Annotated in this window: 22 protein-coding genes; 14 read left to right on the top strand and 8 right to left on the bottom strand. The window is 44.6% G+C overall.

The features are described 5' to 3' along the window. The first annotated feature begins 69 nt into the window (after positions 1 to 69). The 5 genes from oppB (at position 70) to R7070_RS03460 (ending at position 5,014) form a co-directional block, all read left to right on the top strand. Positions 70 to 990, top strand: coding sequence for an oligopeptide ABC transporter permease OppB (oppB, locus tag R7070_RS03440; RefSeq protein WP_005380786.1), 921 nt, complete (start codon positions 70 to 72; stop codon positions 988 to 990). 15 nt (positions 991 to 1,005) lie between these two features. Continuing rightward, the gene (oppC, locus tag R7070_RS03445; protein WP_017633861.1) at positions 1,006 to 1,908 is read left to right on the top strand and encodes an oligopeptide ABC transporter permease OppC; all 903 of its coding nucleotides are present in this window, start codon (positions 1,006 to 1,008) and stop codon (positions 1,906 to 1,908) included. 27 nt (positions 1,909 to 1,935) lie between these two features. Next, on the top strand, positions 1,936 to 2,907 hold the full coding sequence (locus tag R7070_RS03450) for an ABC transporter ATP-binding protein (RefSeq protein ID WP_005380792.1): 972 nt from the start codon (positions 1,936 to 1,938) through the stop codon (positions 2,905 to 2,907). Next, positions 2,886 to 3,899, top strand: a complete 1,014-nt coding sequence (gene oppF / locus R7070_RS03455; RefSeq protein ID WP_005387265.1) for a murein tripeptide/oligopeptide ABC transporter ATP binding protein OppF — start codon at positions 2,886 to 2,888, stop codon at positions 3,897 to 3,899. Before R7070_RS03450 ends, oppF begins: the two co-directional genes overlap by 22 nt. Positions 3,900 to 4,066: 167 nt before the next feature. Beyond that, complete coding sequence (locus R7070_RS03460; protein WP_005380796.1) at positions 4,067 to 5,014, top strand: glutathione S-transferase family protein; 948 nt, start codon at positions 4,067 to 4,069, stop codon at positions 5,012 to 5,014. 114 nt (positions 5,015 to 5,128) lie between these two features. On the opposite strand, the gene R7070_RS03465 is transcribed toward R7070_RS03460, so the two are convergent. The 3 genes from R7070_RS03465 to R7070_RS03475 all read right to left on the bottom strand — a co-directional run bounded on the left by R7070_RS03465 (position 5,129) and on the right by R7070_RS03475 (position 9,371). Next, positions 5,129 to 5,551: a hypothetical protein gene (locus R7070_RS03465; RefSeq protein WP_005380804.1), complete on the bottom strand. Its 423-nt coding sequence runs from the start codon at positions 5,549 to 5,551 to the stop codon at positions 5,129 to 5,131. 342 nt (positions 5,552 to 5,893) lie between these two features. Then, complete coding sequence (gene pta / locus R7070_RS03470) at positions 5,894 to 8,038, bottom strand: phosphate acetyltransferase (RefSeq protein WP_005380805.1); 2,145 nt, start codon at positions 8,036 to 8,038, stop codon at positions 5,894 to 5,896. Between the two features lie 136 nt (positions 8,039 to 8,174). After that, positions 8,175 to 9,371 (bottom strand): acetate kinase, encoded by a 1,197-nt coding sequence (locus tag R7070_RS03475; protein ID WP_005380807.1) that lies wholly within the window; start codon positions 9,369 to 9,371, stop codon positions 8,175 to 8,177. A 347-nt stretch (positions 9,372 to 9,718) separates the two neighbouring features. Here R7070_RS03475 and yfbV point away from each other — a divergent pair, with 347 nt between their 5' ends. The 6 genes from yfbV (at position 9,719) to R7070_RS03505 (ending at position 16,972) form a co-directional block, all read left to right on the top strand. Next, positions 9,719 to 10,171 carry a terminus macrodomain insulation protein YfbV gene (yfbV, locus tag R7070_RS03480; protein ID WP_005380809.1) on the top strand — a complete coding sequence of 151 codons (453 nt, stop codon included), beginning with the start codon at positions 9,719 to 9,721 and terminating at the stop codon, positions 10,169 to 10,171. A 330-nt stretch (positions 10,172 to 10,501) separates the two neighbouring features. Next, a complete protein-coding gene (locus R7070_RS03485; protein WP_017633858.1) occupies positions 10,502 to 11,467 on the top strand; it encodes an ABC transporter substrate-binding protein in 966 nt (321 codons plus the stop codon). A gap of 175 nt (positions 11,468 to 11,642) precedes the next feature. Beyond that, a complete protein-coding gene (locus tag R7070_RS03490; RefSeq protein ID WP_012841584.1) occupies positions 11,643 to 12,578 on the top strand; it encodes an ABC transporter permease in 936 nt (311 codons plus the stop codon). Further along, complete coding sequence (locus R7070_RS03495; protein ID WP_005387275.1) at positions 12,575 to 13,369, top strand: ABC transporter ATP-binding protein; 795 nt, start codon at positions 12,575 to 12,577, stop codon at positions 13,367 to 13,369. The genes R7070_RS03490 and R7070_RS03495 overlap by 4 nt, the downstream gene beginning before the upstream one ends. Before the next feature lie 141 nt (positions 13,370 to 13,510). Next, positions 13,511 to 15,337, top strand: a complete 1,827-nt coding sequence (malZ, locus tag R7070_RS03500; RefSeq protein WP_054729779.1) for a maltodextrin glucosidase — start codon at positions 13,511 to 13,513, stop codon at positions 15,335 to 15,337. A 174-nt stretch (positions 15,338 to 15,511) separates the two neighbouring features. Then, a complete protein-coding gene (locus tag R7070_RS03505) occupies positions 15,512 to 16,972 on the top strand; it encodes a sensor domain-containing diguanylate cyclase (RefSeq protein WP_005380815.1) in 1,461 nt (486 codons plus the stop codon). A 51-nt stretch (positions 16,973 to 17,023) separates the two neighbouring features. On the opposite strand, the gene dusC is transcribed toward R7070_RS03505, so the two are convergent. Beyond that, positions 17,024 to 17,983 carry a tRNA dihydrouridine(16) synthase DusC gene (dusC, locus tag R7070_RS03510; protein WP_005380816.1) on the bottom strand — a complete coding sequence of 320 codons (960 nt, stop codon included), beginning with the start codon at positions 17,981 to 17,983 and terminating at the stop codon, positions 17,024 to 17,026. Positions 17,984 to 18,153: 170 nt separating this feature from the next. Here dusC and R7070_RS03515 point away from each other — a divergent pair, with 170 nt between their 5' ends. Continuing rightward, positions 18,154 to 18,771, top strand: a complete 618-nt coding sequence (locus R7070_RS03515; protein ID WP_132936844.1) for a YecA family protein — start codon at positions 18,154 to 18,156, stop codon at positions 18,769 to 18,771. Between the two features lie 79 nt (positions 18,772 to 18,850). Here R7070_RS03515 and dsbB read toward each other — a convergent pair whose 3' ends face one another. Both dsbB and nhaB read right to left on the bottom strand, forming a co-directional pair. After that, on the bottom strand, positions 18,851 to 19,387 hold the full coding sequence (gene dsbB / locus R7070_RS03520; protein ID WP_017821379.1) for a disulfide bond formation protein DsbB: 537 nt from the start codon (positions 19,385 to 19,387) through the stop codon (positions 18,851 to 18,853). An 83-nt stretch (positions 19,388 to 19,470) separates the two neighbouring features. Further along, on the bottom strand, positions 19,471 to 21,057 hold the full coding sequence (gene nhaB / locus R7070_RS03525) for a Na(+)/H(+) antiporter NhaB (RefSeq protein WP_005380822.1): 1,587 nt from the start codon (positions 21,055 to 21,057) through the stop codon (positions 19,471 to 19,473). 639 nt (positions 21,058 to 21,696) lie between these two features. On the opposite strand from nhaB, the gene fadR reads away from it, so the two are divergent. Next, entirely contained in the window at positions 21,697 to 22,536 is an 840-nt protein-coding gene (fadR, locus tag R7070_RS03530) for a fatty acid metabolism transcriptional regulator FadR (RefSeq protein ID WP_005380824.1), read from the top strand. A gap of 110 nt (positions 22,537 to 22,646) precedes the next feature. Here the strand turns inward: fadR and R7070_RS03535 are convergent, their stop codons facing one another. Further along, positions 22,647 to 23,456: a hypothetical protein gene (locus R7070_RS03535; protein WP_025767216.1), complete on the bottom strand. Its 810-nt coding sequence runs from the start codon at positions 23,454 to 23,456 to the stop codon at positions 22,647 to 22,649. 210 nt (positions 23,457 to 23,666) lie between these two features. Continuing rightward, complete coding sequence (gene metG / locus R7070_RS03540; RefSeq protein ID WP_005387290.1) at positions 23,667 to 25,742, bottom strand: methionine--tRNA ligase; 2,076 nt, start codon at positions 25,740 to 25,742, stop codon at positions 23,667 to 23,669. 162 nt (positions 25,743 to 25,904) lie between these two features. Here metG and apbC point away from each other — a divergent pair, with 162 nt between their 5' ends. Next, a complete protein-coding gene (gene apbC, locus R7070_RS03545) occupies positions 25,905 to 26,981 on the top strand; it encodes an iron-sulfur cluster carrier protein ApbC (protein WP_005380830.1) in 1,077 nt (358 codons plus the stop codon). Positions 26,982 to 26,984: the final 3 nt, after the last annotated feature.

The raw sequence follows: 26,984 nt of genomic DNA on the forward strand, positions 1-26,984 counted from the left end.
CCTATCTTTAGTCCAAAAGAATTGGACGACTTCTTTAATTTAACTGTCACAGACTGAAAGAGTGAGTTTATGCTTAAATTCATCGCAAAAAGGATATTTGAGGCGATCCCAACAATGTTGGTTTTGATCACCGTATCTTTCTTTCTTATGCGCTTTGCACCGGGAAACCCTTTCTCGACAGAGCGTCCATTGCCACCCGAAGTAATGGCAAATATCGAAGCTAAATATGGCTTGGATAAACCTGTATTTGAACAATACACCACGTATTTGACCAATGTTATCCAAGGCGATTTCGGACCGTCATTTAAATACCTTGATTACTCAGTAAACGAGCTGATCGCGGTTGCCTTACCTGTTTCGGCTAAAGTGGGCTTCATCGCCTTTATCTTTACTTTGATAATGGGGGTTACCGTCGGTACCATTGCTGCGCTCAAGCAAAATACTTGGATTGATTACACCATTATGTCGACTGCGATGCTTGGTGTCGTAATGCCATCCTTCGTATTAGCGCCTGCGCTTATCTACATATTCTCGCTTCACTGGAATATCTTCCCTGCGGGCGGTTGGCAAGATGGTAGCTGGCAGTATTTAGTGCTTCCTGTTATTGGTATGTCGCTACTGTATGTTGCTACCTTTGCTCGTATTACGCGTGGTTCGATGATCGAAACCCTAAACAGTAACTTTATTCGTACGGCACGTGCTAAAGGTCTAAGTTACCGTTATATCATTATCAAACACGCTCTTAAGCCGGCACTTCTCCCTGTTGTTTCTTACATGGGTCCAGCTTTCGTAGGTATCATCACCGGTTCCGTTGTTATCGAAACCATTTTTGGTCTGCCTGGTATTGGTAAACTATTCGTTAACGCTGCGTTTAACCGTGACTACTCGCTAGTAATGGGGGTAACCATTCTGATTGGTTTCCTATTCATTCTATTCAACGCGATTGTAGATATTTTACTTGCAATGATTGACCCGAAAATTCGCTACTAACAGGGACGTTTGGTTATGTTAACGAAAAAAGAAAACCTAGAAGCGATTGAGAAATTCTCCGAAAACTTGGAGATTGAAGGTCGCAGTCTTTGGCAAGATGCTCGTATCCGTTTCATGCGCAACAAAGCGGCGATGGTGAGCTTATTCCTTCTTGTTCTAATGACGTTGGCCGTTATTATCCTGCCAATGATCGCACCGTACACATTTGATGATACTGACTGGTACGCGATGCACGTTGCACCGAATGCTGACCATTGGTTTGGTACTGACAGCTTAGGCCGTGATTTATACGTGCGTACGCTAATTGGAGGTCGTATTTCGTTGATGGTAGGTGTTATGGGTGCATTTGTAGCGGTACTGATTGGTACGCTCTACGGCGCAGCATCTGGTTTCATCGGCGGTAAAGTTGACCGCGTAATGATGCGTATTCTAGAAATTTTATACGCGGTACCGTTTATGTTCCTGGTGATTGTACTGGTAACATTCTTCGGTCGTAACATCATGCTGATCTTCGTTGCGATTGGTGCTATCGCATGGCTAGATATGGCGCGTATCGTACGTGGTCAGACTCTTAGTCTACGTAGCAAGGAGTTTATCGAAGCGGCACATGTGTGTGGTGTAAGCAACTGGAAAATCATTACTCGTCATATCGTACCTAACGTACTGGGTATTGTAGCGGTATACTCTACGCTGCTTATCCCAAGTATGATTCTAACGGAATCATTCCTATCATTCCTTGGTCTTGGTGTTCAGGAACCAATGACAAGTTGGGGCGCTCTTCTACAAGAAGGTGCACAGACAATGGAAGTAGCAATCTGGCAGCTGGCATTCCCAGCAGTGTTCATGGTTGTGACGCTATTCTGCTTCAACTACGTTGGTGACGGCCTGCGCGATGCGCTGGATCCAAAAGACAGATAATTAAAAGATAAGATTAAGGAAGCAATGATGAGCTTATTAGATGTCAAAGATCTGCGCGTCGAATTCACCACGCAAGATGGTATCGTAACCGCAGTAAACGATTTGAACTTCTCTCTCAACCAAGGCGAAACCTTAGGTATCGTTGGAGAGTCGGGATCAGGTAAATCTCAAACCGTATTCGCAATCATGGGCCTTTTGGCTAAGAACGGTATTATTTCTGGTAGCGCAAAGTTTGAAGGCAAAGAAATCCTAAACTTACCAGAAAAAGAACTGAACAAAGTGCGTGCGGAACAGATCGCAATGATCTTCCAAGACCCAATGACATCACTGAACCCTTACATGAAAGTGAGTGATCAGTTGATGGAAGTGCTTATGCTGCACAAAGGCATGGGCAAAGCGGAAGCATTTGAAGAATCAGTACGCATGCTGGAAGCGGTAAAAATCCCTGAAGCGCGTAAGCGTATCACGATGTACCCGCATGAGTTTTCAGGCGGTATGCGTCAGCGTGTAATGATCGCGATGGCGTTGTTATGTCGTCCTAAACTGCTTATTGCCGATGAGCCAACAACAGCACTTGATGTGACGGTACAAGCACAGATCATGGACTTGTTGAATGAGCTGAAATCTGAGTTCAACACAGCGATCATCATGATCACGCACGACCTTGGTGTGGTTGCAGGTTCGTGTGACAAGGTGCTGGTGATGTATGCAGGCCGTACTATGGAGTACGGCAACGTAAACGAAATTTTCTACAATCCAAGCCATCCTTATGCGGAGGGGCTGCTGAAGGCGATTCCTCGCCTCGATACTGAGGGTGAAATTCTGCCGACCATTCCTGGTAATCCACCAAACTTGCTTCGTCTACCGCCGGGCTGCCCTTATCAAGAGCGCTGTCACCGTGTGATGGATCGTTGTAAGCGCGAGGCGCCAATTCTGACACCATTTGGTGATGGTCGTCAGCGTGCATGTTTTTCTGAATGGGAGGCTTGGAACAAATGAACGCAGTAGACAAAAAACTAATTCTGGACATTTCTGAGCTGAAAGTTCACTTCAGCATTGCCTCAAAGTCGGCATGGCCGTGGTCAAAGCCTTCGAGCCTGAAAGCGGTAGATGGCGTGAACGTTCGACTATACGAAGGGGAAACGCTTGGTGTAGTAGGTGAATCAGGTTGTGGTAAATCGACGTTTGCTCGTGCCATCATTGGTCTGGTTGAAGCTACTGACGGCCAAGTAGTTTGGTTGGGTCAAGACCTTACTAAAATGAAAAGCGTTCAGCGCCGTGAGACGCGTAAAGAAATTCAGATGATTTTCCAAGACCCATTGGCATCGCTGAATCCGCGTATGACTGTTGGTGATATCATTGCTGAACCTCTTGAGACATTCTATCCAGAACTGTCTAAGCAGGAAGTGAAAGATCGCGTTAAAGAGATGATGGCGAAAGTTGGCCTATTACCTAACGTGATTAACCGTTACCCACACGAGTTCTCGGGTGGTCAGTGTCAGCGTATCGGGATAGCGCGTGCGCTTATCCTTAAGCCTAAGATGATCATTTGTGACGAGCCAGTATCGGCGCTTGATGTATCTATTCAAGCTCAGGTGGTTAACCTACTTAAAGAGATTCAAAAAGAGTTAGGGCTTTCTCTGGTATTCATTGCGCATGACTTGTCTGTCGTTAAACACATTTCAGATCGCGTTTTAGTTATGTATTTAGGTAATGCCGTGGAACTTGGCGAGGCCGAGGCTCTGTTTGCTGATCCTAAGCACCCATATACGCGTGCGCTGATGTCTGCGGTTCCGATCCCGGACCCGGATATTGAGCGCAATAAGAAAATCCAAATGCTAGAGGGTGATCTTCCTTCACCTATCAACCCACCGTCGGGTTGTGTATTCCGCACTCGTTGCCCACAAGCAACCGAAGAGTGTGCGAAGACAAAGCCAACCATTTTAGGTAATGACGTTCACGCGGTATCTTGTTTACACGTTAGTGTATAAATTCAGCCTGTGACGGGCTTAAGCGCGACACCTTCATCGGGTCGCGCTTTTTTTATGTGTCTGATTTATACATTCGAATTTCTTGAACATGATGTCCTAAGTTCGATGATTCTCTGTTTGATAGGAAACGCTAATATAGACACAAACAGAACGAGAGGAGAGCAATCATGGGTAAGTTGGTTGAAGGTGTTTGGCAAGATGTCTGGTATGACACAAAATCAAATGGTGGCAAATTTGTGCGCGAAGATGCCGGATTCCGTAACTGGGTTAAAAACGACCCTGATGCGGAGTTTACACCAGAGTCCGGTCGATACCATTTGTATGTCTCTCTTGCTTGTCCGTGGGCACATCGAACCCTCATTTTCCGCAAGCTGAAAGGTTTAGAACCACATATTGATGTCACGGTCGTTTGCCCTGATATGCTCAGCCAAGGTTGGCAAATGGGGCTTCCTGAGCCATTGTTTGGTCACACGCGCATGTATCAAATTTACACGCAGGCCAAACCCGATTACACGGGCCGCGTAACCGTGCCTGTACTTTGGGATAAAAAGACCAATACTATTGTGTCAAACGAGTCGTCAGAGATCATTCGCATGTTCAATTCGGAATTCAATGCGTTAACAGGGAATCACGACGACTACTATCCAGATCATCTAAAACACGTTATTGATGAGTGGAACGATTTTGTTTATCCGAATGTCAACAACGGAGTGTATCGTTGTGGCTTCGCGACTACACAAGAGGCGTATGAAGAAGCGTTTGATTCTTTGTTTAATGCGTTAGATAAAATCGATGCTCACTTAGCGACGCATCGTTACTTAGCAGGGAACACAATTACTGAGGCTGATTGGCGTTTGTTTACGACTCTTATTCGTTTTGATGCGGTGTATGTGGGGCATTTCAAGTGTAACAAGCAGCGCATCGCAGACTACGAAAATATACAAGGCTACTTAAAAGAGTTGTATCAAGTTGAAGGCGTTGAAGACACGACGGATTTCTATCACATTAAACGCCACTACTACTTCAGCCACACTGGGATTAATCCGACGCAAGTTGTACCAAAAGGGCCTGATTTAGACCTAAATACTCCTCATGGAAGAGAAAGGATTGGCTAGTTTGCTGCTTCCATCGCAAATGAAAAAGTACTTAACGGTTAGCAATGCCGTTGAGTACTTTTGTGTCATCTAAATACCGGGAGTAGGAAGTTTACTTTTTCATTCATCGCCACCCTACTTAGCGCGTACGATGTCCATCACTAGCTTTCCGTCCACTTTTACAGGACCGTCCTCTTTAGCGCCGAGCGTATACTCAAACACACCAGTCTTCATGCCACCTTTCTCTCCGTGGACCATTAACATCAGCATATCGCCTGATTCTACTGGTTCCATCAAAATTGCATTTACGTTTTCATTCTTTCCCATTTTTAACGGAGCGTAGCCGATAACAGGACCAGGCTTCATTGATTCGTCTGTTCGGTGGACAACCATCCACCCATTGTCATCAGCATGAGCCATTTCAGCGGTCACCGTTCCTCCGGACATATCTTGATCGACGCCTTTAATACTCGGGGCGGAAAAGCTGAATGAAGAAAAACTAATCAGAAACGCAGCTAAACCAAACTTTATCAGTGATGTATTGATGAAATCCTTCATATATATTCCTTAGCAGTCAATGAGTTTGTGCATTGCAGTAGCTTTTACGTATTTCCTAGCAAAAAAGTTTAGCTAAAACGTAAATAATGTCGATAAATTGAACAGGGACCGTGCTGCTTTGGAGCCAATGCATTTTGGGGAGTGGGTCAATCGGTGTAAGAACAAGCACGAGCAATGTCGATTAGGTATGGAGGGCGATAGGGAGAAAAGCTTTGTGCACCAGTAATTATAGGTTGTGCAGTGATTGGTATAAAAAATAAATAAGTGTTCTGGCCAGCAATAGAAAAAGCCCTCGACGAATCGAGGGCTTTGTATCTATATCCAACTAGATGTAAGAAGCTATTATTTAGCTTCTTGGTCTGCTTGGATAGCTGTTAGAGCGATGGTGTACACGATGTCGTCTACTAGCGCGCCACGAGACAAGTCGTTTACAGGCTTACGCATACCTTGCAGCATTGGACCGATAGATACTAGGTCAGCTGAACGTTGTACCGCTTTGTAAGTTGTGTTACCCGTGTTTAGGTCTGGGAATACAAATACTGTCGCTTTACCTGCAACTGGAGAGTTTGGTGCTTTAGAAGCAGCAACGTTTTCCATAATAGCAGCGTCGTACTGTAGAGGACCGTCAATGATAAGATCAGGACGTTTCTCTTGAGCCAGTTTTGTTGCTTCACGTACTTTATCAACGTCTGCACCCTTACCAGATTCACCAGTAGAGTAAGAGATCATTGCAACGCGTGGTTCGATACCGAATGCTGCTGCAGAGTCGGCAGATTGGATAGCGATTTCAGCAAGCTGTTCAGCAGTTGGATCTGGGTTGATTGCACAGTCACCGTAAACCAGTACTTGATCAGGCAGAAGCATGAAGAATACTGAAGATACGATAGACGCATTTGGTGCCGTCTTGATGATTTGGAACGGAGGAACGATAGTGTTCGCCGTAGTGTGAACAGCACCAGAAACTAGGCCGTCAACTTCGTCGTTCTCAAGCATCATTGTGCCTAGGAATACTGAATCTTGTAGCTTCTCACGAGCCACAACTTCAGTCATGCCTTTCGCACCGCGCAACTCAACTAGGCGAGCAACGTAGTTTTCACGAACAGCATCTGCATCGATGATGGTTACACCAGTACCTAGCTCAACGCCTTGTTGAGCCGCTACGCGACGGATTTCATCTGGGTTACCTAGAAGTACACAGTCTGCAATGCCGCGTTCAGCACAGATTGCCGCTGCTTTAACTGTGCGTGGTTCGTCACCTTCTGGAAGAACGATACGCTTACCTGCTTTACGAGCAAGTTCAGTTAGCTGGTAACGGAACGCTGGTGGGCTTAGACGACGAGACTTCTGAGTGCCTTCAGTCATAGACTCGATCCAGTTACCGTCGATGTGGCCAGCAACGTGTTCGTTGATGAACTCGATACGCTCTTTATCGTCTGCAGGTACTTCGATGCTGAAGCTCTGTAGGTTTAGAGACGTTTGCCAAGTGTTACCTTGTGCTTTGAAGATAGGTAGACCAGTGTCGAATGCTGGTTTACATAGGCCTTCGATTTCGCTAGGGATATCGTAACCGCCAGTTAGCAGTACTGCACCAATATCCACACCGTTCATTGCAGCAAGAGAAGCAGCAACGATAACATCAGGACGGTCTGCAGAAGTAACAAGTAGAGAACCCGGTTTGAAGTGCTCAATCATGTTTGGCAGAGAACGTGCACAGAAAGTGATGCTCTTGATGCGACGAGTGTTGATGTCACCTTCGTTGATGATATCTGCTTTCAGGTGTTTAGCCATGTCGATTGCACGAGTCGCAATCAGATCAATGCTCCATGGCACACAACCTAGTACACGAATTGGAGAAGTGTTGAAAATTTCCATCACTTTCAATTCGTTTTGTTTCGCGCTGTCTGCATCGTCAAAGATTTCAGATAGGTCAGGGCGAGTACGGCCAGCTTCGTCAACAGGAGCGTTTAGCTTGTTGATGATAACACCAGAGATGTTTTTGTTTTTAGTGCCGCCGAAGTTAGAACATGCTACTTCGATACGCTCTTTCAGTTGCGCAGGGTTATCAGTACCTGGAGTCGCAACTAGCACGATTTCTGCACCAAGTGTTGCCGCGATTTCCGCGTTTACTTGGTTTGCAAATGGGTGCTTACGAGTAGGTACAAGACCTTCGATTAGCGTAACGTCTGCGTCTTTGTTGATTTGGTTGTAACGTTCAACAACGGTTTCTAGCAGCTCGTCCATGTTGTCGTTACCGATTAGGCTTTCAGCAACAGACATCGCCATTGGTTCACCGATCTTCATATCGCTGTTACGACCAACGATAGTTGAAGTCAGATCTGGCTGATCACCACCTGAACGTGGCTGACAGATTGGCTTGTAGAAAGAAACTTTAACGCCTTTACGCTCCATAGCGCGAAGAACACCCATGCTAACGCTTGTTAGGCCAACGCCTGCGCTAGTAGGGATAAGCATAATAGTACGAGACATTCGTAGAGTACCTTTAGCTATTTGGGGGATAAAAGCTCAACTCTTATTCCATGAAGCTCGAAGAATAGGAGTTGAGCCCCTAAGAAATTCGTTTGAATGAAAATCTGGCTAGCCGAGTGGCTAGCCAGGAATTCAATTAAAGACCTGTCAGGCGAGCAGTGTCTTCAGCGATGACTAGCTCTTCGTTAGTAGAGATAACCATTGCAGGGATACGGCTGTTTTCAGTCGTGATAACGCCTTCGCCGCCGAAGCGAGCTTTAAGGTTAGCTTCGCTATCTACTTCGATACCGAAGATGCCAAGACGGTTTAGAACCATTTCACGGATAGGGCCAGAGTTCTCGCCGATACCGCCAGTGAAAGTGATTGCGTCTAGACGGCCTTCCATTGAAGCAGTGTAGCCAGCAACGTATTTAGCTAGACGGTGGCAGAACACGTCCATTGCGCGTGTTGCTTCTTCTTTTTGACCGTAGTTGTCTTCAACGAAACGACAGTCAGAAGTCACTTCGGTTAGACCTTGAAGACCAGACTCTTTAGTTAGCATCGTGTTGATTTGATCAACAGAGTAACCTAGAGCGTCGTGTAGGTGGAAGACGATAGCAGGGTCGATGTCGCCACAGCGAGTACCCATTACCAGACCTTCAAGTGGAGTAAGACCCATAGACGTGTCTACAGATTGACCGTTCTTGATCGCACATACAGATGCGCCGTTACCTAGGTGACAGTTGATGATGTTTACTTCTTCAACTGGTTTGTTTAGTAGGCCTGCAACTTCACGAGTGATGAACAAGTGAGAAGTACCGTGCATGCCGTAACGACGGATACCGTGTTCTTTGTATAGGTTGTATGGAAGAGCGTATAGGTAAGACTCTTCAGGCATAGTTTGGTGGAACGCAGTGTCAAATACAGCAACGTTTTTCAGCTCTGGGAAGTTTTTCTTAGCCGCTTCGATACCGATGATGTGAGCAGGGTTATGAAGAGGTGCAAATGTTGCAGCGTCTTGAATACCTTTTAGAACTTCATCAGTAATTAGTGCAGATTGAGTGAACTGCTCGCCGCCGTGAACGATACGGTGACCGATTGCGCCTAGGTTAGCTTTAAGCTCTGGCTTAGAAGCAAGAATAGTTTCTACCATAAACGCTAGTGCTTCTTCGTGAGCTGCACCATTGCCTAGTTGAGCTTCGTGCTTGCCATCAAGTTTCCACTTGATGCGAGCTTCAGGAAGGTGAAGACACTCAGCAAGACCTGACAAGTGCTCGTCGCCGTTCTCGGCATCAACAACGGCAAATTTAAGAGAAGAACTACCGCAGTTTAAAACTAAAACTAGCTTAGACATGTATGACTACCTGTTATTCGTCTGATAAAAAAATCAGTTAAAGAATGAAAAATTAATCACAAGAATAGCCGATACCCAGAAGGCTGCGTACTAATCCTGGTCAAAAATTGTTCTAATTCCATATAAAGAAATAGTGATGAACCCTTCCATCACTATGATGCGATCCGTGCAGATAGATATCTCGGAGTTGCTTAAATTGTAAATAACAGCAACAATGAGATTGAGGGTCTGCAAAGGATAGCGATAATAAGCAATGATAACAAAAAAAATTTGAAAGAATATTAACTTTCATCAATTTTTTGTACCTTCAGTTGAAATGTTCAACTATTTTTTAGTGAGAGAACGGTATGAGTAATAAAGTCGGATTGATCCATAGCCTGAAAGATGGCCAGAATTACATGGAGATCTGGCCGGTTCGTAAAGAGCTAAGCGCCATATTTCCGGAACAGCGTATCATTAAGGCGACTCGCTTTGGCATTAAAGTCATGCCGGCCGTTGCTGCGATCAGCGTACTCACTCAAATGGCATTCAACAATTACCACGCGTTACCTCAATCCATTGTTGTCGCCTTGTTTGCGATTAGCTTGCCACTTCAAGGCATTTGGTGGCTTGGTGCTCGATCCAACACGAAATTGCCGCCTTCTTTGGCCTCTTGGTATCGGGAGTTGCATCAAAAAATTGTGGAAACAGGTTTTGCATTAGAGCCTGTCAAAGCTCGCCCTCGTTACAAAGAGCTTGCGATAATATTGAACCGAGCGTTTCGCCAGCTCGATAAATCGTCATTAGAGCGTTGGTTCTAATTTAAATTGTTTGAAATGGAGTGTGCACTGGCCGCTCCATTTTTGATCCTGCCTCTATTACCTACTTTGACGGTCGTTGATGAAGCGAGCGAAGCTTTGTTTACCAAAGATTCTTTCCGGATGAAGAAGTCCCCCCGATCACAAATGTTGCTTTAGTGTTAAATCTTTCTTTTCTTTACTAAGACTTAGTAGTAATAATAAAAACAAGATGCGCAAGAAGTGCACAGTTATATGAACACAACAATACCGCCTTCAAACATTTGAATTCACGAGTCGATACACATATTGAAAGCTCGTGAAACAAGGACGAAGTCACATCAAGGAGTTATGATGAAAACGAAACGTTTATTAGCCACTGCCGTTCTATCAGCTACTGCTATTTTCTCTTCTACCAATGTACTGGCCGCCACTGCAACTGTCGCAGTTTCACAGATTGTCGAACACCCGGCGTTAGACGCGACGCGCCAAGGGTTACTTGATGGTTTGAAAGCGAAAGGCTACGAAGAAGGCAAAAATCTAGAATTTGATTATAAGACCGCACAGGGTAATCCAGCGATTGCGGTGCAAATTGCCCGTCAGTACGTCGGCGAAAATCCTGATGTGTTAGTTGGCATCGCGACACCTTCGGCACAAGCTTTGGTGTCGGCTACTCGCTCTATTCCTGTTGTCTTTACTGCGGTAACAGATCCGGTTGGTGCGAAATTGGTTAAGTCGATGGAACAACCAGGTAAAAACGTAACTGGCCTGTCTGATCTTTCACCCGTTGCTCAGCATGTCGATCTCATCCAAGAAATTCTTCCTCAGGTGAAAAGCATCGGGGTTGTATTTAATCCCGGTGAAGCTAATGCCGTGACTTTAGTTGAATTACTAAAAGAAAGCGCAAAAGCAAAAGGCATACAAGTGGTTGAAGCGACCGCACTAAAAAGTGCTGATGTTCAGTCTGCGACTCAAGCGATTGCAGCGAAATCAGACATTCTTTACGCCCCAACAGACAATACAGTTGCAAGTGCGATTGAAGGGATGATTGTGGCAGCGAATCAAGCGAAGAAACCTGTATTTGGTGGCGCGACGTCGTATGTCGAAAAGGGTGCAATTGCAGGCTTAGGTTTTGACTACTACCAGGTTGGTGTACAAACCGCGGATTATGTGGCGGCGATTCTTGATGGTCAAGAACCAGGCAAGCTGGATGTAAAAGTCGCGACGGGTTCTGACCTTGTAATTAATGAAAGCGCAGCATCTAAGCTCGGTATCAAGCTGCCAAGTTCTGTGGTTGAACGTGCGACAAGCATGCAATAAGTAACGTTCTTTTGGGGTAAAGACCGTCACGCTGGTTGGTAGAGGCTTGCCCCAAAATTGATACTCGCCAGACTTCTCGTGTAGAGCATTCTGCTAGAGAAGAAGGGGAGTATACGTTAGAAGTCTTACGTTCAGGTTGGTATTAGCCAGCCTGAGCATGCAGAAAGGAGCAGTTATGTCTGCATTTGCTTTTTTTGGTGCACTCGAAATTGGCTTGATTTATGGCCTAGTCGCTCTGGGTGTGTATCTTACGTTCCGTGTTCTCGACTTCCCCGATTTGAGTGTGGATGGCAGCTTTCCAATGGGAGCTGCGGTGGCTGCAACGGCGATTGTCGCAGGTATTAATCCTTGGCTTGCGACAATAATGGCGATGATAGCTGGTAGTATGACGGGGTGGGTAACCGCTTTTCTGGCTGTTCGGTGTGGTATTTTACACCTGTTAGCTTCCATTCTTACCATGATCGCTGCATTTTCAATTAATATTCGTATTATGGGCAAACCTAATATGGCGTTGCTTGGAGAGGATACGATTCTCACTCCGTTTGAAGCATTGGGCGATGCGATGTTTATTCGCCCTCTGGTTGTTGGGGTCTTAGTTCTTCTTTCCGCTTTCTTTGTCATTCGCCTGCTGAACAGCGACTTTGGTCTTGGTTTACGAGCCACGGGTGTGAATGCGCGTATGGTTTCTGCGCAAGGGGCGAGCACTGGCTTTTATACCTACTTTGGCTTGGCTTTATCTAACGGTTTTGTCGGATTCGCAGGCGCGTTGTTTGCACAAACGAACAGCTTTGCAGATGTGACCTCTGGCGTGGGCACCATTGTGGTTGGTTTGGCTGCTGTGATTTTGGGCCAGACCCTCATTCCGGGGCGAAAAATTTGGGTTGCGGTATTTGCTGTCATCATCGGTTCGGTACTTTATCGCCTTGCAGTGGCTTTCGCTTTGAGCTCTGGCATGTTTGGTTTACAAGCTTCAGACCTCAACCTGGTTACCGCAGTATTGGTGGCTGTGGCGCTTATTGCTCCAAAGCTAAAACAGAGCATGAGAGCGAAACAACGCGTTACTGATGCTAAACAAGCGGCATCAAAAAATGGTTCTGGGGAGGCATTATGATCGAACTAAATAATATTCAGGTCACGTTCAACCCTGGGACGATTTTGGAAAATCGTGCATTGAAAGGCGTCTCTTTAGAGGTTCCAGAGCATCAATTTCTTACCGTGATTGGTTCTAATGGCGCAGGAAAATCGACGTTGCTTGGTGCGGTGACAGGTGAGACGCCGATGATAGGTGGTCAGGTGATCATTGATGGCAAAGACGTCACCAAGCAGACGGTTGCCCAACGTGCAACGCAATGCGCCCGAGTGTTTCAAGATCCATTGGCCGGGACTTGTGGTGAACTGACGATAGAAGAGAACATGGCTCTCGCGCACATGCGTGGTAAAAAACGCAGCTGGGGGTTGGCGCTCTCTACCAAACGTCGCAAGCTGTTCCAAGAGCGAATTAGCATCCTCGGTCTTGGTTTAGAAGACCGCTTGGGCGATAGCATTGGGTTGCTGTCTGGTGGACAACGACAAGCCGTTAGCCTTGTGATGGCGACGTTATCGGAGAGTAAGTTGTTGTTGCTTGATGAACACACGGCTGCGCTTGATCCTCGTATGGCGGCGTTTGTTATCGACTTAACTAAACGTATTGTCGATGAGTTCGATTTAACCGTGATGATGGTGACGCATTCGATGAAAGACGCATTAGCATGTGGCGATAGGACCGTAATGCTTCACCAAGGTGAAATTGTGCTTGATGTGGCTGGAGAGCAGCGCGCTAACATGCAAGTACCAGACTTGTTGGATATGTTCTCCAAAGTGCGTGGTGAAGAGCTGGCAGATGACAGTCTTTTGTTGAACTAAGCGGTATCCGACAAGTCACTACGCCTACTAAGTGTGATCCTCCTTGCGAAAATTGGCTGATATGTCAACTCGCAGGGAGGATTTCTTGTCTCTAATTCTTCAATAACATAGTGGCATATCCGATGACGAGGAGTGCCCATAATGAACCTGCCATTTATTTTTCATAGTCAAACTATTGATGGTTTAGCTTTTAATGACGAGCAAGTTACAGTCAGACTGAAAACCGAGACATTGGATTTTGATTCCGTCTATGTGCGTATTGAGCCGGACAATGAAGAATATCTGGTCGATATGGCTCAAGTAGGAACAGCTGGTGAATTATTACTATGGGAGGCATCGTTTCGACCAAATCAAGATCGAGATGTCACACATTATGTGTTTAAGCTCCTCAAAGACGGACAGCAATACTGGCTCGATGCACGAGGCGTACAAAAGCGTATTCCACCCAAAGAGTTCCACTTTAAGTTGAATGTAGAGCATCAACCACCAAGCTGGGTCCAAGAGCAAGTTTTCTATCAAATCTTTCCTGACCGTTTTTCTGCTAGTAAAAGTGAGTCTGATATTCGCCACGCTTATGTTCAGTATGATTCTGCATCGGTCGTCAAGGCGTGGGGAGACGCGGTAGGCTCTCACCAAAATACCGGGGCACGTGAATTCTTTGGCGGCGACCTCAAAGGTGTGGAGCAAAAGTTGGACTATCTTGAACAGCTCGGCGTTACTGCGCTTTATTTTAATCCGATCTTTTCTTCACCAAGTAATCATAAATACGACACCACTGATTACTTCACTGTTGACCCTATGTTCGGCACCAACGATCAGTTTGCTGAACTGTGTGAGAAAATCCGTGGTAAGAATATGAAGATTGTCTTAGACGCGGTGTTTAACCACACGTCAGTGCATCATCCTTGGTTTGATATCCAACAAAAAGGAGAAGGAGCATATGGCAATCCGCAGTCAAAGCTCCGTGATTACTACTTTTTCGAAGGCGAAACCAATCACTACATTGGTTGGAAAGGCATTGGTAACTTACCGGTTCTGAACTTCGAAAATGAACAGGTGCGCGACTACATCTACCAAAGTGAAGATTCTGTCATCAAGTATTGGCTGAAGCCACCGTACTTGGTTGATGGCTGGCGGTTTGATGTAATCCATATGCTTGGCGAAGGGGACGGCGCGAAAAACAATGCTCATTATGTGGCAGCGTTTCGTCATGCAACTAAGTCGGTAAACCCGAATGCTTATGTGTTAGGTGAGCACTTTTTTGAAGCAACGCAGTGGTTGCAAGGTGATCAAGAGGATGGGGCGATGAACTACTACGGTTTTGCTCATCCAGTCCGAGCTTTTATCGCACGACAAGACATTATGTACGATCCAATCAACATTGATGGTTTGGAGTTTAAAGTATGGTTGGACGAAGCCAGAGCAAAAATCCCATTTTCGAATCAGCTATCGCAGCTAAATCAACTCGATAGTCACGATACTGCTCGGTTTATCACATTGGTTGATGGTGATAAGCGTAAAATGAACATCGCGCTAGCAATGCTTATGACTTACGTTGGCACGCCTTGTATTTACTATGGGAGTGAGGTCGGTCTAGAAGGAGGGCTAGACCCGGATAATCGTCGTTGTTTTCCTTGGAATGAAATTGAAAGTTCACAATGGCTATCGCTTTACCAACAATGGATCAAGATACGTAAACAATGTAAGCCTTTACAGTCGGGCTGTATTCAATGGCTTCATTGTACTAACAACCAGTTGGCGTACGCACGTGTACTGGGTCGTGAAGCAGTCGTTGTAATGATTAATCTCAGTGGTAATGAATGTTCAATCGATTTACCTATGTGGCAACTGGGCTTGGAGGTTAGCCAAGTTATATCGTTGTTAGATGACACAGAACAGGTTGATTATAAAGGTCATATCTCTGTCAATATGTCTGCACAGAGCTGCAAATTATGGCGACTAAAGTGACACCACACTCTATATTGATTAAACTCCTTTAATATATAAACGGTCTCAAACAGCGCGCACACATTTGTTTGGTCTCTTGTTATCTGGTGCTGCATTGCATGCGTCACCAGATAACGAGTATCAATTTAATAGCAGTCATAAGAGACTATTGACCTTTCATATGTATGGTACTCAATGGTAAACCAAAGGCGATTTAGCCTCTCATTTGTCATCTTTTTTCCTCTGGCGTTATTTGTAGTGGTTTTACTCGTGACAACGAAAAATTACTATGATGCGGTTAACCGCTATATCGATTCTGAGTATTCGCGTATCGAGCGTGCAATGTCTCGCGGTATTAAAGTACTCACGGCTTTAGATTACAGCTTCACCAACTATACCAATTACGCTAACCCACTGTTTGAAGAACATAATTCTTTAGTCAAAGAAGGGCTTTGTTATCTTTGGCCTATAGATGTGTTATTACTCGAAAGTGTTTATAGTGAAGGGTTACCTGCGGTTGACCTTGATTATATGATCGTAGGGGACGAAAGCTTATGCCAGCAAGGTTCAACGATTAACCAGTTAGCTGAACAAAAGGCGGGTTTTGCGCCGTCCTTGTCATTTCTGCACGATATTGAATCGCACATTGTTGGAATCCATTACATTGACAAACGCGGTTACGTTATCTCCTCACCCGATACCTACGCAAAAAATTTCACGAGAGAACTTTTGTCAACGCTAAAAGCCCGACCTTTTTGGCAAAAAACCGCGCAAGATAAAGTGAACATTACCTTGGCTGGACCAGGGCCAGTGTTGGACTCGATGGAAGGTCAAGTCATTAGTATGACGGTACCCGTCTATGAGAAAGGAGAACACCAAGGTGTTTTGTCTATTGATTTTGACATCAATACGCTCATGGCTTCGTCGCTAGGTCTTGTTGGTCAGTTTCATTTGGTTTCCAATTTACAATCCATTCCTTCAAACAGTACACGAATCAAACCAGTCGAATTAGAGCGATTGAGTGCGAATCACAGCATGTACTACGAGTACAACCTTTGGGATGAAGCTAAGAACCTAGCGGTTTTTGAAAAATACAGCCTTATTGTCGCACTATTTATTTACGTGCTGAGTACCGTCGTCTTGTTCTATGTGAATATGCATAGCGAGCGACGTTACTTTAAAGAACTGGCAGCAAGAGACCCAATGACCAGTTTATTGAATCGTCGAGGTATGCAAACCGTGTGGCGTAATAAGATGACAAAAAAACAGGTTGCTTTAGCAGTGTTCGATATTGATAACTTCAAGAAGATCAACGACACCTATGGTCATGATGTCGGTGATTCTGCAATTCAGCTTGTTGCAAAATGTATACGTGAAAATATTCGCCATACCGATGTTGCCTCAAGGTTTGGTGGCGAAGAGTTCGTTTTAGCGATTTATGACGAAGATTCAGAGGGCATTAAACTCATTTTAGACAGAGTAAAAAAGGCCATAGATGAGCGCTCGACACGCGTAACGAAAGAAGGCTTTACGATCTCTGGCGGTGTGGTGTTTAGTAAAGAGAGCCGAGTAGAAAACTTTGATGAATTGTTTAAAGCGGCGGATGAAAAGTTATATCAAGCCAAAAGTACCGGCAAAAATAAGATCTGTTACTAGGATTTAGATACAAAAAAGGACGAGATATTCGTCCTTTTTTGTGTTCGGGAGTTATGCAACCTGAGAGTTTAAGTCATCGCGGTAGCGTTGAATATGCTCAACAATTGGTGCGGCTTTGTTGAACGTTCTGATTTCTCTAAATAGGTCTTTTGCTTCAGGATAAGCCTGACGTAAGTAAGAGAACCATTGTTTTACGCGGTTTGGGTAATACAAGCCTTTATCGCCTTTCATCTCAAACTTGGAGTAATAGATGAGCAACTCAACCACCTCGGGCCATGACATTGGCTGGTGGTTATGTTTTACCATATTGCCTAAGTTAGGGATATTGAAAGCGCCTCGGCACACCATCAAAGAGCTAACGCCAGTCGTTTCAATGCAACGTTGACCGTCTTCATAATTCCAAATTTCGCCATTCGCAATCAGTGGGATATCAAAACGTTCACGAATTTGGTTGATGTAATCCCATTTTATCTCAGAAGCTTTATAACCACCTTGTTTAGTACGTGCGTGTACGGTCAGTTCATTTGCGCCAGCAGACTGAATGGCATCGACAATTTCAAAGCAATCTTCAGGGTTCTCCCAGCCAAGACGAATTTTTGCAGTTACGGGAATGGCTTCTGGAACTGCTTCTCGACAAGCTTTAACAACACGGTGAATGAGCTCTGGATGTTGGAGTAGCGCTGCTCCACCTTTACTTTTGTTGACCATTTTGGCTGGGCAACCAAAGTTTATATCAATACCTCTGGCGCCAAGATTTGCCGCTTTAATTGCGTTCTCAGCCATCCAGTTTGGTTCTTGTCCCAACAATTGCACATGTACTGGCACACCAGATGCAGTCTGAGAACCTTGCAACAGCTCTGGGCATAAACGGTGAAACACATGATCGGGTAATAGCTGGTCGATTACGCGAACAAACTCCGTAACACACAGGTCATAGTCGTTTATCTCGGTCAGGATTTGGCGCATCAAATGATCTAAAACGCCTTCCATTGGGCCTAGTACAACTCGCATAGCTTGCCTAATACAGTTTGGTGGTAAAAAGGAGGGCGATTGTAGCGATGTAAGTTAAGTTTGTCATTAAAAGAGTCGAAGCGCCCAATGCAGTCAAACACACAACGTTAGGTTACGTGCTTTTGAGCTCTGAGGTATAATGCCGCCAAATTTATGGGAAACCAGATGTCATGCAATACACATTGATTGAAAAAGGTGAAGTTCACGTCGATGAATCTTGCCTATTTATCGAAGGCGCAGTGTTAGCTGCGAATCTGACGACAAAACCACTCGCTCCTGAAAAGTGGTTAGAGCCGCTATTAGGTGAGGGATTCAAAGCGATTCAACCAGCTGTGGAAGAGCAAATTCACAAGCAGCATAACCGAATTCAACGAAACGAATATTCCGTGCTAGAGCTAACAGGCAAAGAACCTGAACAACTTGCTGATTTTGCCGAAGGCTTTATGTCTGTTTGGCCAATGATTGAAGAACAGTGGCAAGACGTTGAGCTCAATGATGGATTACAGCGTATGCTGCAAGCATTACTGACCACTTTGATGCTGGCGATCGATGAGCCAGCAACGCAGCAACAGATGCGCGACGCAGGTATTGAAACGCCACCGGCCCTGACAGATTTAGTCGACCAGCTTGATTTAATGGTCGGTGAAGTCGCGCTGGGCGCGGATGAGTTGATGGTAGGCAATAAAGCTCAAAGCCTAAACCCATTCAAAGGTATCGGGCGCAATGATCTCTGTCCTTGTGAGAGCGGAAAAAAATTCAAGCAGTGCTGTGGTCAATCACGCGGCTAAGTCGAATCGCCGCGCTATCCACTTAACAAAAAGCCGACCAGATGGTCGGCTTTTTGTTAATTTTTACGCGTCAGTAGGATTAACGAATTGGATTAACGCGTTTTGCAGGGAAGAATTGTGCAATTACAATTAATGCCAAAGCGATTAAATTGCCTGCAAAAATTACGACTAACCATTGTGGCATTGATAAATCAAGGAACTGCCATACAACCTTAGAGCAATCACCATATGCTTCAAACATCCAAGGAACCCACTGATTGAGCGGAGCCCAGCTAGGGAATGTGACGAATAAATCGCAAGTCGCGAATGGTGATGGATTAAACTGGTAGTCAACGTGCTGCATCGCAAGTAACAAACCCTTGTAAGCACTTAATCCCCAGCCTATCAAACCTAGCCAGCGGAAAATTGGGTTCTTGGGTGCCAATATACCAACCATTGCAGCGACGCCCACTCCCATCATCGCGACTCTTTCATAAATACACATGACACATGGTGCAAGCATCATGACGTGCTGAAAATAGAGGGCACATGCTTCAAAGAAAACGACGAATAGCAGAAGCAGTAGCCACGATAAACGTCCCTTTGAAAACTGGTTAAGTGAATTTAAAATAGTCACGTTTTTGTTCCTGTCTGAAATAGAAAAAGCTCTGAATACTCAGAGCTTTTTATCGTGGATAAGTTTCCTAATCAACTCAAATTTTAGTGACCACCGGATACTACGGGAGTCAGATCACCACTATGAGGTAAAATCCAACCAGCTTCGTAGAAAGAAGCTGTTGCAGGCTCTAGGAAGAACATGATTCCCATTAGACCGACAATCGCAAGAACGACGGTGTAAGGCAGCGCCATGATAACCATTCGCCCGTAAGACAGACGAATTAATGGAGCGAGAGCCGATGTGAGTAAGAATAGGAATGCCGCTTGACCGTTTGGCGTAGCAACAGAAGGCAGGTTAGTACCAGTATTGATTGCCACCGCCAGTAAGTCGAATTGATCACGAGTAATGAGACCCTCAATGAGTGCAGTTTTTACTTCATTGATGTAAACCGTACCAACGAACACGTTATCCGACACCATAGATAATAAGCCATTCGCCACATAGAACAGAGCTAGCTGAGTACCTTTATCTTCAACGGCAAGCACCGCATCGATGACTGGTTTAAACAGCTCTTGGTCAATGATTACAGCAACGATCGAGAAAAATACTGCAAGCAGTGCAGTGAAGGGCAGGGCCTCTTCAAACGCTTTCCCCATGGAGTGCTCTTCAATGACACCAGTAAATGCGGTCGCTAAAATGATCACAGAAAGGCCAATTAAGCCGACAGCCGCTAAGTGCAAAGCGAGTGCGACTATCAACCAAACCGCAATAAGACCTTGAACCCAGAGTTTTGCGACATCTTGATTTGTTCGCGTTTTACGCTCTTCACGATCAAAATCGACGAGGATCTGACGAACGTTGTTAGGAAGCTTTGCGCCGTAGCCAAACACTTTAAGCTTTTCAACTAAAGCACAAGTGATGAGACCACAGAAAAATACAGGTAGTGTCACTGGAGACATACGGATTAGGAATTCACCAAATAACCAACCCGCTTGGTCTGCAATAATTAAGTTTTGAGGTTCACCAACCATCGTGGTTACGCCACCTAAGGCAGTACCTACACCAGCATGCATCAACAAAGAGCGCAAAAAGGCACGATAGTTTTCTAAGTCATCACGCGTTAGTTCAGTGATCGTGTCATCTTGTGTATGGTCATGGTCACCGATAGGGTTACCAGACGCTACTTTGTGATAGATAGAGTAAAAGCCGATCGCCACGCTGATAACAACGGCGATAACCGTCAAGGCATCCAAAAATGCAGACAAAAATGCCGCGGCAAAGCAGAACGCGAGTGATAGTAGGGTTTTAGAGCGAATGCCAAGTAAAATCTTGGTAAAAATGAACAGCAATAGCTGCTTCATGAAGTAGATGCCCGCAACCATAAATACCAGAAGTAGCAGTACTTCGATATTTGCTACTAATTCGTGCTTAACTTGCGCAGGGCTAGTCATGCCGATAGCAATGGCTTCAATAGCAAGTAAACCGCCAGGTTGTAATGGGTAGCATTTTAATGCCATTGCTAGCGTGAAAATAAATTCAGCGACCAACAACCATCCAGCTACAAATGGGTTTATTAGGAAGAATACAATCGGGTTAATTATTAAGAAGGCTATAATGGCAACTTTGTACCAATCAGGCGCTTTACCAAGGAAGTTCTTGATAAAAGCGTTTCCGAGCGATATCGGCATGATAATTCTCTTTATAACAAAATTATGAATAGACACTACAATAGTGCTTAAGTATCTGTTTGTTAGACTTATTAACTAGTCTTTAAAAACAATAACTTAGTAAAACAACAATCCTTTGTTTATTGTAGTCTTGCCAAGTTACTTCCCCTGAACTCAAGCACCGCTCACTTTCGACCGCAAACTCTACACTCAGGCATTTATTAGTCAATAACAAAACGTGATGCTACCGACTAAAATGACTTTTTAAATGTAATAACGCGATCAAAACGGCGTTACTATACCATGAAAGTCTTAAAAAAATCCTCTTGGATTTTAAATGACGGCCAGTGACGAGAAAAGGCAAATTAAGAAAGAATATTAACTGTGATATACAAAGTAATTTTTCATATTTTGAATATAAAAATGTGACACGGTTGTCTTTATTTCTCCGAGATTTGTGAGCTGTTTAATTAAATGAAAATTCATATTTTACTGCTTTCGCTCGCATGTTAGAGCCTCTTAAATTGACACAACATATAGAGTATTAACTCTATGTTATGGAGTCGTTTCCACTATTGATCGTAAATTTTCTCAAACCGCTAAGTAGTGGTATGATGAGTACTATCGACCCTCAGAAATCAATATTGGATAAAAAGTAGAATGGTCATAAAGGCGAAAAGCCCTGCGGGATTCGCAGAAAAATATATTATCGAGAGCATTTGGAACGGCCGTTTTCCTCCAGGCTCAATTTTACCTGCTGAGCGCGAGCTGTCCGAACTGATTGGTGTTACTCGAACGACTTTAAGAGAGGTTCTTCAACGACTAGCCCGTGATGGCTGGCTGACTATCCAGCACGGCAAACCTACGAAAGTTAACCAATTTATGGAGACCTCTGGTCTGCATATTTTGGATACTTTAATGACGCTAGACGTTGATAATGCGACAAACATTGTAGAAGATCTGCTTGCGGCACGTACTAACATCAGTCCTATCTTTATGCGCTATGCATTTAAAGCGAACAAAGAGAGCTCTGAGCGTACAATTAAGAACGTAATCGAATCTTGTGAAGCTTTAATGAATGCGGCTTCCTGGGACGAATTCATCGCTTCTTCGCCGTATGCTGAAAAAGTTCTGCAGAATGTGAAAGAAGATAACGAGAAAGATGAAGCGAAGCGTCAAGAAATCTTGATTGCTAAAACGTTCAACTTTTACGATTATATGCTTTTCCAGCGCCTAGCATTCCATTCAGGAAATCAAATTTACGGTTTGATCTTTAATGGTTTGAAGAAGCTCTACGATCGTGTCGGTAGCTACTACTTCTCAAATCCAGCTTCTCGTGAGCTAGCTCTGAAGTTTTACCATCAATTGCTCGAAACTTGTGAAAGTGGCCAGCGTGAGCAACTACCAGTAGTGATTCGTCATTATGGTATGGAAAGTGCGTTGATCTGGAACGAAATGAAAAAGCAATTACCAACGAACTTCACGGAAGACGACAGCTAAGCGCTGACAAGTTGAATAAATGAAAACCGCAGTGCCTTAGGCCTGCGGTTTTTTTGTTTTTATTTATAAGTCGGCGACGGACCTAGCACCAATAATAAGGTATGGAACGTTTATCCTGCTAGCGAGAGTCTGGGTAACGGTAGATATAATGACTCTACGACATCTGAAAGGACATGGTCGTAAGTATTGAAGATGGTCAATGACAAGTCCGATGTGACGCCATAAAGCTCTGCTTCTGTTAAGTCGACATGACTCCCTGTCACGTATTCATTTAGCGTCTGTATTGAGCGCGTGGAAGCAGGAGAGGTAATGCTAAGTGGAGCGATAACCGCTAGTTGGTTTAGCTTACGCATCATGACCGATGCATAGTTTTTGAAACGCTCATTTCCGCCTTGTTCTCCTAAATCTTGAATGCTGATTCGTAACTGAGTCAGGGTCTCCAAGCTATCCATAATGTTTTGCCAGTTCATGTGATACTCATTATGCAAGTCATCTCTTTGCTCAACCGCTAGCCATGCGATGGTTACTTCATCCATCAAGAACAAGCAATGACGAATCAACTTACCATGCTCCATCTGGTTTCTTGCAACACTATGGTCATCCCATTGTTCAAGTAGTTTCCCTACTTTAATCTGTAATACGCGATACATGGGTTTGTTTTCAAACCGTGAGGTTTCGACTAAAAGATGAAGCTTGTTGGTGAGATCGTTATGAAGGACTTCTAATTCTTGTTCGTTATTTTGTTGAAATTGAAGTGAGTAGTGCGTCGCAGCTCGATGGCGTCTCAGCAGATGAACAACATCTCGCAATAATGTTAACAGCTGATATTTACGCGCGTGTTGCTGCTCTCGTTTAGAAGATAAGTGATATATTCCGGCTAAAATAGCGATAGATAATAATGTGGAAATCAAAACAAACATAACCAACTCCTTGTTACTGTTTGGACCTAACAAGGAAGATTGCAGTTTTGATGCCACTAATTAACTTCTACTAAAACAGTGAGTTAGGCTTGTGACGGGAAAGATGCTGTACAAGTTTGGTGCACAAATTCCCCAAAAGTGTGAATTCAGTCAAAAAAAGTCCCCGCTGAACTGGCGAGGACTTTTTAAATTTGATCGTAAAGCTACAACTTACATTACGCGCATGCCAGGTTGAGCGCCTTCGTGTGGCTCAAGGATCCACAGGTCGCTACCACCAGGGCCTGCCGCTAGGATCATACCTTCAGACATACCAAACTTCATCTTACGAGGTTTTAGGTTTGCTACCATTACCGTTAGCTTGCCTTCTAGCTCTTCAGGTTTGTAAGCTGACTTGATGCCAGAGAATACCTGACGAGTTTCACCACCGATGTCCAATTGGAACTTAAGCAGTTTGTTGGCTTTTGGTACTTCTTCACAAGAGATGATACGAGCGATACGCATATCTACTGCAGCAAAAGCATCGAACTCAATCTCTTCAGCGATTGGTTCTTTGTCTAGCTCGGTTTGGCTAGCCTTGTTCTTTTCCGCTTCAGCTTTCTCTTTCGCCGCCATTTCTGCCGCCGCATCTTCTTTAGACGCTTCGATCATCGCTTCAACATTCTTCGGATCGATACGGTTGAACAGTGCTTTGAACTTAGTGATCTCGTGGCCTGTTAGTGGAGCAGCGATGTTTTCCCAAGTTAGCTCTTGGTTTAGAAACGCTTCAGTACGCGCAGCTAGCGATGGCATTACTGGTTTCAGGTAAGTCATCAGTACGCGGAATAGGTTGATACCGACAGAACAGATGTCTTGTAGTTCCTGATCTTTGCCTTCTTCTTTTGCTACAACCCACGGTGCTTTTTCATCAACGTATTGGTTAGCTTTGTCTGCCAATGCCGTGATTTCACGGATTGCACGACCAAACTCACGCGTTTCGTAAAGCTCAGCGATACGGTCAGCAGCAGCAACAAATTCGTTGTAAAGTTCAGGCTCTGCAAAGTTGTCAGACAGTTTGCCTTCAAAACGTTTCGCGATGAAACCTGCGTTACGAGATGCCAGGTTAACGATCTTGTTAACAACGTCAGCGTTTACGCGCTGAGTGAAGTCTTCAAGGTTAAGATCTAGATCGTCGATACGGCTGTTTAGCTTCGCAGCGTAGTAGTAACGTAGACACTCAGGGTCTAGGTGCTCTAGGTAAGTGCTTGCTTTTACGAACGTACCTTTAGACTTCGACATTTTCGCGCCGTTTACGGTTACGTAACCGTGTACGAATACGTTGTTAGGCTTGCGGAAGCCAGAACCTTCTAGCATTGCTGGCCAAAATAGGCTGTGGAAGTAAACGATGTCTTTACCGATGAAGTGGTACAGCTCTGCTGAGCTGTCTTTTTTCCAATACTCGTCGAAATCTAGGTCGTCGCGCTTGTCACATAGATTTTTGAAAGAGCCCATGTAGCCAATAGGCGCGTCTAGCCATACGTAGAAGAATTTGTTCTTCTCACCAGGGATCTCGAAGCCAAAGTATGGTGCATCACGTGAGATATCCCATTGCTGCAAACCAGATTCGAACCATTCTTGCATTTTGTTCGCTGTTTCAGCTTGTAGCGAGCCAGAGCGAGTCCACTCTTTTAGCATGCTTTCAAACTGAGGCAGGTCGAAGAAGAAGTGCTCTGAATCTTTCATTACTGGCGTCGCACCAGAAACCGCAGATTTAGGATTGATCAGTTCTGTTGGGCTGTAAGTCTCACCACAGTTGTCACAGTTGTCACCGTACTGGTCTTCAGACTTACATTTTGGACAGGTACCTTTTACGAAACGGTCCGGTAAGAACATCTCTTTTTCTGGATCGAACAGCTGAGAGATAGTGCGGCTAGAGATAAAGCCATTTTTCTTCAACTCAAGATAAATGTGTGACGCTAGCTCACGGTTCTCATCTGAGTGTGTGCTGTGGTAGTTATCAAAGCTGATATCAAATCCAGCGAAGTCTTTTTGGTGCTCTTCGCTAACTGCGGCAATCATTTCTTCAGGAGTAATACCCATCTGTTGCGCTTTAAGCATGATTGGCGTGCCGTGAGCATCGTCAGCACAGATGAAGTTTACAGTGTTGCCGCGTAGGCGTTGGTAACGAACCCAAATGTCCGCTTGGATATGCTCAAGCATATGACCAAGGTGGATCGAACCGTTAGCGTACGGAAGGGCACAAGTTACCAGCATTTTCCTTGACGGAAAGTTTTTTGGATCGTTTGCCATACTTAATATTCGCTTTTCTTGATAGGTATAAATAAATTTTGATGGATAATACTACCCCATGAACTGACTAACTCCAAGGTGTCAAACTGCGGAATGCCTTAGTTTTTTTGGGGTTCTGGTTGAGCCTGGACGGTGGTAGCATGACATCTAAAAGGAGGGCTTATGCATCAGTTCACTTCAAAACAAGATTTTTGTCACTGGTTTAACCAATTCCAACATCCACAGTTGGTGGAAAACTGGGCAGATATTCATGGCGCAATTTCGATTACGACACAGGGTTCTATTGATATAACGTTGCCATTCGCAAGTAATGAGCTTCAAACCGTACTGCATGACTGGATCAAACAGCAGCAAGCCTCGGGTAAAGTGGCTGAATTCCCATTTAATATTCGCCTTGGAGTTAAAGCTTTAGAAACTCAAGTGGCTAACTCGGTTAAGGGTGTTAAGAACATCATTGCCGTCAGTTCTGCGAAAGGTGGCGTTGGTAAATCTACTACCGCAGTTAACTTAGCGTTGGCGATTGCTCAATCTGGGGCGAAAGTGGGATTGTTGGATGCAGATATCTATGGTCCGTCTGTACCTATGATGTTGGGGCAAGAAGATGCTAAACCAGAAGTTCGTGATGGCAAGTGGATGGAACCCATTTTTGCTCACGGCATCTATACTCATTCTATCGGTTATTTGGTGGATAAATCAGAAGCGGCGATATGGCGCGGTCCAATGGCTTCAAAAGCATTGTCGCAGTTATTAACTGAAACAGATTGGCCAGATTTGGATTATTTGGTGATTGATATGCCGCCAGGTACGGGGGATATTCAATTGACTCTGTCACAACAAATTCCGGTAACAGGTAGCGTGCTAGTCACAACGCCGCAAGATTTAGCCCTTGCCGATGCAAGGAAGGGAGCGGCAATGTTTAACAAAGTCCATGTCCCGGTTATTGGTGTTGTGGAAAACATGAGTTATCACATTTGTAGTCAATGTGGCGCGAAAGAGCATATTTTTGGTATGGGCGGAGCTGAAAAAATGTCGCAAGAATTTGGCTTAGCATTGTTAGGACAAATTCCGCTTCATATCTCTATGAGAGAAGATATTGACGCTGGCGTGCCAACGGTAGCAAGACGCCCAGAAAGTGAGCATGCAGGGTATTATAAGCAACTTGCCGATCGCGTATGTAGCACGATGTTTTGGCAAGGCAAAGCAAAACCAGATGCGATTAGCTTTACAATGGTGAACTAAGTT

The sequence above is a fragment of the Vibrio sp. 1557 genome, assembly GCF_033340175.1.
Lineage (GTDB): Bacteria > Pseudomonadota > Gammaproteobacteria > Enterobacterales > Vibrionaceae > Vibrio > Vibrio alginolyticus.